Raw genomic sequence first — 9,322 nt, forward strand, 5'->3', positions numbered from 1 at the left:
GTCATGCACGGCGGCGGCTGGTCCGCTCAGCTGTTCGCCCCCCCTTGACGACAGGCTCTAGCATCTGCCACCGGAACTCACCGCACCTCGATCGACGTTTCCCGGTCACCGCACCGTGCACCGCGCACCACGCCCCGACCGCACAGCCGCACCCCCCACGGAGAGACTTCACGCATGGCCACCGCAGTCAGCCGCCGCAATCGGCGGATCAGTCCCGTGTTCCTCGGCTTGGTCGCGATCATGGGCGTGTCCGGATGGGCGGTGTGGACGGACTACTCGGCGAGCCCCGGCTTCGCCGTCTTCCTCTTCGTGGTCTCCGGCTGGATCGTGTCGCTGTGCCTGCACGAGTACGCCCATGCGCGCACCGCGCTGCACGGCGGTGACATCTCGATCGGCGCCAAGGGCTATCTGACCCTCAACCCGCTGAAGTACACGCATGTGGCGCTGAGCATCGTGCTGCCCGTGCTCTTCGTGATCATGGGCGGCATCGGGCTCCCCGGCGGGGCGGTGTTCATCGAGCGGCACCGCATCCGCGGCCGCTGGAAGCACAGCCTGATCTCGGCCGCCGGCCCGCTGACGAATGTCGCGTTCGCCATCGTGCTGACCGCTCCGTTCTGGCTCGGCGTGGACGGTGTGCCCGAGGTGTTCCGCTACGCGCTCGCGTTCCTGGCGATGCTCCAGGTCACCGCGGCGATCTTGAACTTCCTCCCGGTCCCGGGGCTCGACGGGTACGGGGTGATCGAGCCGTGGCTGTCGTACCGGGTACGGCGGCAGGTCGAGCCGTACGCTCCGTTCGGCCTGATCGCGGTGTTCGGTGTGCTGTGGATACCGGAGGTCAACACGGTCTTCTTCGACGCCATCGACGCGGTGATGCGGACGCTGGGCATCTCGGAGTGGGAGACGTACTGGGGTCAGGAGTTCTTCCGCTTCTGGAAGGGCGAGCCCCAGCCGTACTAGACCGATAGCCCCGGCTCAGCCCGCCGTGGCCCCGGCCTCCCGGGCGCCCTCCTCCGCGACGGCCCGGTCGATCTTGGCCTTGCGCAGGTAGTACCAGGTCATATTGGAGGAGATGCCCGCGAGCAGGATCCACACGACACCGATCCAGCTGCCCCGCGCGAAGGACACGACCGCCGCGACAGCGGCGAGAACGCAGACGGCGAGGGCGTAGAGGGCCAGTCGGGGCATGGGGTCGGCTCCTGTCCGGGGGTGTGTCAGTCCCCGACATTGTCCCCCATGCCCCGAGCCTGCGGTCCGTGGCCCCGGTCAGACGTCGGTGATCCGCAGGCCCGCGTGCGCCTTGTAGCGGCGGTTCGTCGAGATCAGGTTGGCGACCAGCGACTCGACCTGGTGGGCGTTGCGCAGCCGCCCCGCGAATACGCCCCGCATCCCGGGGATCCGGCCCGCCAGCGCCTGCACCAGGTCCGTATCGGCGCGGCTCTCGCCCAGCACCATCACATCCGTGTCGATCCGCTCGACCTCGGGGTCCTGCAGCAGCACCGCCGACAGATGGTGGAAGGCGGCCGTCACCCGCGAATCGGGCAGCAGCGCCGCGGCCTGCTCGGCGGCGCTGCCCTCCTCGGGCTTGAGCGCGTAGGCGCCCTTCTTGTCGAAGCCGAGCGGGTTCACACAGTCGACGACGAGCTTGCCGCTCAGCTCCTCGCGCAGCGCCTCCAGGAGCTTGCCGTGGCCCTCCCACGGCACCGCGACGATCACGACATCGCTGCGCCGCGCGCATTCGGCGTTCTCCGCGCCCTCGATGCCGTACTCCGCGCCGCCCAGTTCCTCGGCCGCGGTGTGCGCCCGCTCCGCGGCCCGGGAGCCGATGATCACCTTCTGGCCCACCCGGGCCAGCCGGTACGCCAGCCCGCGCCCCTGGTCGCCGGTGCCGCCGAGCACCCCGACGACCAGGTCGGACACATCGGGCAGGTCCCAGGGGTCCTTGGCGGGGGCCTTCTTCGCAGGAGTCGCGTCATCAGCAGTAGTCATGACAGCGATACTGACACGCCCGATGACGCGGACACGCCCCGGTCACGCCTTGACGCTGCCCTCCGTGAGCCCGGTGCGCCAGTACCGCTGGAGGACTCCCATCAGCACCATCAGCGGCAGTACGGACAGGAAGGCGCCGCCGACCGTGTACTGGTAGAGCTCGGGCTGCCGGTCCGCGTACCCCTGCCAGGAGGTGAGCCCCAGCTGGATCGGATACAGATCGGAGTCCGAGAGCATCACCAGCGGCAGAAAGAAGTTGTTCCAGATATGCACGAACTGGAACAGGAACACGGTCACCAGCGCCGGGGTCATCAGCCGCAGCCCCAGCGTGGAGAAAATCCGCGCCTCGCCCGCGCCGTCGATCCGCGCCGCCTCCAGCAGTGAGTCGGGCACGGCGGCGGCCGCGTAGATCCGGCACAGATAGACCCCGAAGGGGCTGACCACGCTGGGCAGCAGCACAGCGGCATAGGTGTTGGCGAGCCCCATCTCGCTGAAGAGGAGATACAGCGGGAGAGCGAGCGCGGTGCCCGGGATGAGCACCCCGGCGAGGATGACGTTGAAGATGCCCTCCCGTCCGGGGAAGGGGAACTTGGCCAGGGCGTAGCCGGCGGCGGCCGACAGCAGGGTGGCAGCGAGCGCGCCGACGCCCGCGTACATCAGGCTGTTGGCGAACCAGCGGACGTAGATGCCGTCGTCGTAGGTCAGCACCCGGTGCAGATAGTCGATGGGGTGCGGATCGTGGAACCAGAAGCCGAACGTGCCGAAGAGGTCGCTGCTGGACTTGGTCGACGACACCACGAGCCAGTAGACCGGCACCAGGAAGTAGACGGCCGCGACGGCGAGCAGCGAGAGGGTGATGATGCGGTAGCGCAGCGGCGGCTGCCGGCCGTCCCGGCGGCGGCCGGGGCGGCGCGACTCGCTCGCCCCGGTGCCCGGCGCCGGGGTGCCGTCCGCCGGGATCTGCTGGGTGACCTCGGTGCTCACCTGCTCGTCCCGCCCTTCCCCTTGGACCCTGTGGATCCCTTGGGCTCTCGCTGTCCCACCAGCCTGAGGAAGCTGAAGGACAGTACGCAGGCGACGAGTGCGAGCAGCACCGCCTCGGCCGCCGCGATGTGCTGGTTGTTGCTGGTGAACGCCTCGTTGTAGGCGGCCAGATTGGGTGTGTAGCCGGAGTCGATGGAGTTGCTGAGCGGTTTGAGCACCTTGGGTTCGGCGAACAGCTGGAGGGTGCCGATGATGCTGAAGACGGTGGTCAGCACGAGCGCGGGCCGGATCAGCGGCAGCTTGATGCGCCAGGCGATCTGCCAGGCCCTGGCCCCGTCGATACGCGCCGCCTCGTACAGCTCGCCGGGCACGGACTTCAGCTGAGCGATCAGCACCAGCATGTTGTAGCCGGTGAACTGCCAGGTGACGATGTTCGCGATGGACCACAGCACGGTGGAGCGGGACAGGAAGTCCACGTCCCAGCCCGCGGAGTGGGCCATCTCCACCAGGGGGCTGATGCCCGGTACGTAGAGGAAGCCCCACAGGATCGAGGCGATGACGCCGGGCACCCCGTACGGCAGGAAGAAGGCCGTCCGGAAGAAGCCGACCCAGCGGGCGGAGGCCGCCTCCAGCAGCAGCGCGAGCCCGGTGGCCAGCACGATCATCACCGGGATCTGGACGGCACCGAACAGCAGCACCCGCCCGAATCCGGCGGTGAAGCGGTCGTCCTCCAGTGCGTGCGTGTAGTTGGAGAGGCCCGCCCAGACTTCCTTGGTCTCGCCGCCGAGGCCGAGCGCGCCGGTGCGCTCGATCTTCAGCAGACTCTCGTACAGGGCATAGCCGATGGGCGCGATGAAGCACAGCAGGAACAGCGCGAGGAAGGGCAGCAGAAAACCGGCCGCTGCCCGCGCGCTGCGGGCCTCCGTGTGGGTGGGGCGTCTCACCCGGCCTTCACCTGCAGTCCCTTTTCCTTCAGGTCGGTGATCGTCTCGCCCTGCACCTTCTTCAGTACGGACCGGAAGGAGCCGCCGTCGCCCAGGGCCGCGGTGAAGGCGTCGCCCAGCCGCTGGTAGAGGGTGTCGGTGGCCGGGCCCCAGCGCCAGCTGGTGTCCACGCCCTTGCTCGCGGCGTCGAACACCTTGCTGTACTCCTGGCCGCCCATGAAGTCCTTGTGCACATCCAGCTGGGAGGTGGTGTAGCCCTGTTTGGCGGCGGGGGTGCCATAGCCGTTGTCGATAAGGAGCTTGATCGACTCGGGGTCGGTGTTGAGCCAGATCGCGAACTTGAGCGCGTCCTGGGGGTACTTGCTCTTGGCGAAGACCGCGGTGGTGGAGCCGCCCCAGTTGGCGAAGGCCCCGTCGCCCTTCTTCCACTGCGGCATGGGCACGACCCGCCACTTTCCGCTGGTCTTCGGGGCGTTGCCGACCAGCAGCGCATCGCCCCAGCTGGCGCCGAGCCAGGAGGCCATCGCGCCGGTCTGAACGTCCTTGTACCAGGCGTTCTGCCGGTCCGGGATGGTCTTGATCAGCTTCTGCTTGACCAGCGCCTCCCAGTAGTCGGCGACCTTACGGGTCGGCTCGTCGTCGATGCTCACCAGCCAGGTGTCGCCCTCGGAGCCGAACCAGCGCGCCCCGGCCTGCCAGGCCAGGCCCGCGAAACGGTTGCCGTTGGTCGCCGAGAAGGTCTCGATCCAGGCGCCCTTCTTACGGATCGCCTTGGCCGCCGCCTCGTACTCGTCCCAGGTGGTGGGCGGCTCGATGTCCCACTTGTCGAACAGGTCCTGACGGATGAACAGGCCCATCGGACCTGACGCCTGCGGTACGGCGTAGACCGCCTTGCCGAACACCGACTGCTGCCACTGCCAGCCGACGAACTTGTCCTTGTACTTGTCGACCCCGTACTTGGTGAGGTCCAGCAGACCGTTGTCGATGAGGAAGCTGGGCACGACCGGGTACTCGATCTGGCCGAGGTCCGGCGGGTTGCCCGCCTTGATCGCGGCGTGCATCTTCGCGTACTGGGCGCCGTCCACGGCCGAGACCTTCTCGACCTCGACCTGCACCTCGGGGTTCTTGCTGTTCCACAGGTCGACGGGCTTGTCGATGCCCGGCACCCAGGACCAGAAGGTCAGCGAGATCTTCTCGCCCTTCTTACGGCCCTTGGGCTCGTCGTCCCCGTCGTCCGAGCCACAGCCCGCGAGGGCGAAGCCGGCCGCCACGGCGGCCGCGCCGCCCAGGACGGCGCGCCGCCCGGGGGCCTGGAGGGGACCGTGAGAACTGTGGTGGTGCGTCTCGCTCATACCAGCTCCTTCACCGGAATGCGCCGGAAGGTGATCGTCGAGTAGGCGCTGAAGTCGCCGGTCTCGTACAGCAGTCCGACGGTCGCGTCATCGATCCTGACCAGATCGGAGTAGGCGGCCGGCAGCCCGTCGACGGTGTGCGCGGGCCGCCAGGTGACCCCGCCGTCGCGGCTGGCCCGTACGGTCATCAGGGCCCGGTAGCCGGGGTCGGCGGGCCCGGAGAACAGCAGCACGTCCGGGCCCCCGGGGTCGCCGAGGTGCAGCACGCTGCCCTCGACGACCGGCGCGACCAACCCGGCCTGTGGCCTGAAGGGCTTGGTGAGGGTCGCGCCGCCGTCGGACGAGTAGGCGTCGGCCCGGTTGCCGGGCGCGTTCGCGTCGCTGCGGGTGTTGAAGTAGATCCGGCCGTCGGGGAGTTCGGCCGCGGTGGTCTCATTCGCGTTGACGTATCCGTCGGGGTTGTCCTCGATGTATCCGATCCGCCAGGTGGCGCCGTCGTCGTCGCTGAGCAGATCGTGCCCGCCGTCGTACTTGCCCTCGGCCCCGGTGTCCCCGGCGACGGTCGGCGGCGTCGAGTGGTTGCCGGGGACGACGATCCGGCCCGGCCAGGAGCCGTGGCGTAACCGCAGGGCGTGGCCGGGCGTGGTGGCGTACCAGCGCCACTCCGGCCGCTTCGCCTCACCGGTGATCTCCCGGGCCGCGCTCCAGCTCGCCCCGTCGTCGTCGCTGTGCGTCACCCACACCCGCCGCCCGTCGGCCGCGGACACCTCGCCGAGCCGGATCAGGGTCTCGGTGGCGGAGGCGGCGCTGGTCACATGGACCAGGACGACCCGGCCGCCGGCGGTGACCACGGGCGCCGGGTTCCCGGCCGTGCCGTCGCCGTTACGGGCGACGACCTGTAACGGCCCCCAGGTCCGGCCGCCGTCGGCCGAACGCCTGAGGACGAGGTCGATGTCGCCGTGGTCGGCGGAGGACCCCACCCGCCCCTCGGCGAAGGCCAGGAGCGTCCCGGCGGCCGTCGCCACCACCGCCGGAATGCGGTAGCTCGCATACCCCCCGGCCCCCGCCCGGAACGGCACGGAGACCTCGTACGCGCACGCTGCCACACCGCTTGCCATCCGCCCCCCCCTTCCCGCTCAGTCTCGGGGCGCTTCTACGCGCGGGCTTCCCTCGTCACTGCTCGCTCCTCCGTCGCTGCGCGGCTCCTCAGTCCAGCCCGCGCAGCGCCCCGAGACACGCTCGTTCCTGCGATGCCCCGTTGCAGTCGAGTGCCGCCGCCAAAATGACCGGACGTAGGACGTCCCTTGTGTGCGGCGACCTTAGGGTTCGCCTCACAGAGCGTCAAGGGACGGCACATGAACACTTAGCGGCGGATCCGTCGAAAGATGCAGGGAGCCGCCACCGATTTCCTCCGCCGGGCGGAGGTTCCGTCAGTCGGCGGCTCATAGCGTCGCGTTATGACCAACGCTTACAAGCAGCTCCTGGAAGGGACCGCCACTCTCGCCGTCGGGCTGGCACTGTGGCTGTTCGCCGGGGACGTCGAACTCCACGTAGTGGAGCTCCCCAAGATTGGGGTCGTGATGATGTGCTGGGGCGGCGCACAACTGCTCTACGGCTCTTACTTGAGCCTGGGCGGGCAACGCTCGAAGCGCTGAACCCGCCCAAAGCCGCTCGAAAGAGTGAGCCTCTTCAGGGGATAGCCCTGCCGCCCCGTGGGCTACGACAGGATCCCGGTGCCGTGACTCCGCTCCCCACCTGACGGAGGGGGCTTCCAACCCGAAGGTTGCGGTCCAGCCCGAACCGGCCCCTTACGGGGTGTAATCAACCTATCACAGGCCAGAGGGGGCAACTCCCCACGACAGGAGACCAATGGACGCCGTACGGGTCGCGCTGCTGCGCGATGTGCTCGCCGGGACCGAATGGCTGCGGGCCACCCGCCGGTTCGCGGGGTCCCTGCGGGCCTCGGTCGAGCCGCGCGGGGGCGGGCTGCTGCTGGTCGGCAGCGAGGAGTACGAGCCCTGGCACCTGGCCGCGCACCTCGACGACGAGGCCGCCTGGTCCGGTCTGCCCGAGCTGTCCCCCACCCTCGTACGCCACCGGATCCCGGACGGCGCGCTCCCCGCACATCTGTCCATCGGCCTCGGCCGGTTGGAGCGCGCCAGGCGCGGCGAGACGCTGCTCGTGGTCGCGCCCGACGACCCGGGGGACGGGCTGCTGGAGCGGGTGCACGGTGCGCGCCGGAGCGGGGCCACCGTGCTCGCCCTCGACGGCGGCCACGCCGAACTGCACGCCCTCGCACATGACGCGCTGGCGGCCCCTTCCGACGCGGGCCTCGATCTGGACACCCTCCAGCACCTGGTCAGCGCGGCCGCCGGGGAGAACGGCCTGCCCGCGCCGCGCGGCCGCCACCGCTTCCGCGACCGCCTCGCCCGGCTGGCCGACCGGCTGACGGACCCGCCACCGGCCCCGTGGTAAGCCCGGCGGAGCGGCATGGCGGAGCGACCCGGTGGAGCGACCCGGTGGAGCGACCCGGTGGAGCGACCCGGTGGAGCGGCATGGCGGGAAAAATTCGTTTGTGGGCGGCACGGATGGCGCTTGAGCATGTCCCCTTGTGACGGACGATCCACATCCCCCGCCGCGGGGGGCGCGTTGGCGCGCCCTGCTGCCCGATCTCGCGCCCTGGCGCTCCTCCCGCGACTTCCGCCTGTTGTGGACCGCGGGCCTGGTGACCTCCTTCGGCACCTTCCTGACCATGGTGGCGCTGCCGCTGCAGATCAAGGAGTTGACGGGGTCGGCCCTCGCCGTCGGCGCGATCGGCGCGGTCGAGCTGGTGCCGCTCATCGTCTTCGGCCTGTACGGCGGGGCGCTCGCCGACGCCGTCGACCGCCGAAAGCTGATCCTGCTCACCGAGGTGGGCCTGGGCCTGCTGTCGGCGCTGCTGCTGGCCAACAGCCTGCTGCCCGACCCCATGCTGTGGCCGCTGTACGTCGTGGCCGCCCTGACCAGCGCGCTCACCGGGCTGCAGCGCCCGGCCCTCGACTCGATCACGGTCCGCATCGTCCCGCACGACCAGCTCACCGCGGCCGCCGCGCTGAGCGCGCTCCGCTGGCAGCTGTCCGCCGTCGCGGGCCCCTCACTCGCGGGCATCGTCGTCGCGTACGCCGGGCTGCCCTTCGCCTACGGCCTGGACCTGCTGACCTTCGCCGTCTCGGTCCTCCTCGGGCTCGGCCTCAAGCCCGCGGCACCCGCCCACGACGCGGAGAAGCCGTCGCTGCGGGCGATCGGCGAAGGCGCGCGCTACGCCTGGCGGCGCAAGGAGCTGCTCGGCACGTATGCGGTGGACATTGCGGCCATGCTGTTCGCCTTCCCGAACGCGATCTTCCCCTTCCTCGCCGACGAACTGGACGCTCCCTGGTCGCTCGGCCTGATGTACGCGGCCGGGTCGGTCGGCTCCATCGCGGTGAGCGTGACCAGCGGCTGGGCCTCACGGGTGCACCGGCACGGCCGGATGGTCGTGCTCAGCGCGGCGCTGTGGGGCGCGGCGATGGCCGTGGCGGGATGGCTGCCGAACGTCTGGCTGGTGCTGCTGTGCCTGGCGGTGGCGGGCGGGGCGGACATGGTCAGCGGGCTGTTCCGCTCGACGATGTGGAACCAGACGATCCCCGACGAGCTGCGGGGCCGGCTGGCGGGCATCGAGCTGCTCTCGTACGCGACGGGCCCACAGCTGGGCCAGGTCCGGGCCGGCGGCATGGCCGGCCTGGTCGGCGTCCGGGCCTCGGTATGGACGGGCGGCCTGGCCTGCGTGGCCTCCATCGGCCTCCTGGCGCTGACCCTGCCGAAGCTCATGACGTACGACGCAAGGACAGACGAACACGCGCGCCACGTCCGCGAGCTACGCGAGACGGCAGGCGCGAGGGTGGCCGACGCGGCGGCGTAGGCCGCGGCGCGGCGGCGGACGCGGCGCGGCGGGCACGGCGCGGCGGGCGCGCGGCCCGCGGTTCGTCCGGGCGCTGGGGCCGACGGTTCGTCCGGGCGCTGGGCCGACGGGGTGCGGCC

10 protein-coding genes are annotated in these 9,322 nt (G+C 70.5%); 4 read left to right on the plus strand and 6 right to left on the minus strand.

Annotation, left to right across the window (positions count from 1 at the left end; all coding sequences use genetic code 11):
• The first annotated feature begins 174 nt into the window (after positions 1–174).
• A complete protein-coding gene (locus ACFV2X_RS30865) occupies positions 175–957 on the plus strand; it encodes a site-2 protease family protein (protein ID WP_385622652.1) in 783 nt (260 codons plus the stop codon).
• A gap of 15 nt (positions 958–972) precedes the next feature.
• Here the strand turns inward: ACFV2X_RS30865 and ACFV2X_RS30870 are convergent, their stop codons facing one another.
• From ACFV2X_RS30870 to ACFV2X_RS30895, 6 genes are all read right to left on the minus strand, one after another.
• Positions 973–1,185: a hypothetical protein gene (locus ACFV2X_RS30870; protein WP_385622654.1), complete on the minus strand. Its 213-nt coding sequence runs from the start codon at positions 1,183–1,185 to the stop codon at positions 973–975.
• A gap of 78 nt (positions 1,186–1,263) precedes the next feature.
• Positions 1,264–1,986, minus strand: a complete 723-nt coding sequence (gene npdG / locus ACFV2X_RS30875) for an NADPH-dependent F420 reductase (protein WP_385622657.1) — start codon at positions 1,984–1,986, stop codon at positions 1,264–1,266.
• A 42-nt stretch (positions 1,987–2,028) separates the two neighbouring features.
• Complete coding sequence (locus tag ACFV2X_RS30880; RefSeq protein WP_385622660.1) at positions 2,029–2,970, minus strand: carbohydrate ABC transporter permease; 942 nt, start codon at positions 2,968–2,970, stop codon at positions 2,029–2,031.
• Positions 2,967–3,914, minus strand: a complete 948-nt coding sequence (locus ACFV2X_RS30885) for a carbohydrate ABC transporter permease (RefSeq protein ID WP_385622663.1) — start codon at positions 3,912–3,914, stop codon at positions 2,967–2,969. Before ACFV2X_RS30885 ends, ACFV2X_RS30880 begins: the two co-directional genes overlap by 4 nt.
• Positions 3,911–5,266 (minus strand): ABC transporter substrate-binding protein, encoded by a 1,356-nt coding sequence (locus ACFV2X_RS30890; protein ID WP_385622666.1) that lies wholly within the window; start codon positions 5,264–5,266, stop codon positions 3,911–3,913. Before ACFV2X_RS30890 ends, ACFV2X_RS30885 begins: the two co-directional genes overlap by 4 nt.
• Positions 5,263–6,384, minus strand: coding sequence for an exo-alpha-sialidase (locus ACFV2X_RS30895; protein WP_385622669.1), 1,122 nt, complete (start codon positions 6,382–6,384; stop codon positions 5,263–5,265). Before ACFV2X_RS30895 ends, ACFV2X_RS30890 begins: the two co-directional genes overlap by 4 nt.
• A 339-nt stretch (positions 6,385–6,723) precedes the next feature.
• Here ACFV2X_RS30895 and ACFV2X_RS30900 point away from each other — a divergent pair, with 339 nt between their 5' ends.
• The 3 genes from ACFV2X_RS30900 to ACFV2X_RS30910 all read left to right on the plus strand — a co-directional run bounded on the left by ACFV2X_RS30900 (position 6,724) and on the right by ACFV2X_RS30910 (position 9,203).
• Positions 6,724–6,921, plus strand: a complete 198-nt coding sequence (locus ACFV2X_RS30900; protein WP_385622672.1) for a DUF5708 family protein — start codon at positions 6,724–6,726, stop codon at positions 6,919–6,921.
• Between the two features lie 214 nt (positions 6,922–7,135).
• On the plus strand, positions 7,136–7,741 hold the full coding sequence (locus ACFV2X_RS30905) for a hypothetical protein (protein WP_385622675.1): 606 nt from the start codon (positions 7,136–7,138) through the stop codon (positions 7,739–7,741).
• A gap of 136 nt (positions 7,742–7,877) precedes the next feature.
• Positions 7,878–9,203, plus strand: coding sequence for an MFS transporter (locus tag ACFV2X_RS30910; protein ID WP_385622676.1), 1,326 nt, complete (start codon positions 7,878–7,880; stop codon positions 9,201–9,203).
• Positions 9,204–9,322: the final 119 nt, after the last annotated feature.

The sequence above is a fragment of the Streptomyces sp. NPDC059679 genome, assembly GCF_042734105.1.
Lineage (GTDB): Bacteria > Actinomycetota > Actinomycetes > Streptomycetales > Streptomycetaceae > Streptomyces.

Bases quoted from the DNA above. Each gene is read 5' to 3' on its own strand.
- ACFV2X_RS30905 (WP_385622675.1), top strand. From the start codon at position 7,136: ATGGACGCCGTACGGGTCGCGCTGCTGCGCGATGTGCTCGCCGGGACC.
- ACFV2X_RS30865 (WP_385622652.1), top strand. From the start codon at position 175: ATGGCCACCGCAGTCAGCCGCCGCAATCGGCGGATCAGTCCCGTGTTC.
- ACFV2X_RS30895 (WP_385622669.1), bottom strand. From the start codon at position 6,384: ATGGCAAGCGGTGTGGCAGCGTGCGCGTACGAGGTCTCCGTGCCGTTC.
- ACFV2X_RS30900 (WP_385622672.1), top strand. From the start codon at position 6,724: ATGACCAACGCTTACAAGCAGCTCCTGGAAGGGACCGCCACTCTCGCC.
- ACFV2X_RS30890 (WP_385622666.1), bottom strand. From the start codon at position 5,266: ATGAGCGAGACGCACCACCACAGTTCTCACGGTCCCCTCCAGGCCCCC.
- npdG (WP_385622657.1), bottom strand. From the start codon at position 1,986: ATGACTACTGCTGATGACGCGACTCCTGCGAAGAAGGCCCCCGCCAAG.
- ACFV2X_RS30870 (WP_385622654.1), bottom strand. From the start codon at position 1,185: ATGCCCCGACTGGCCCTCTACGCCCTCGCCGTCTGCGTTCTCGCCGCT.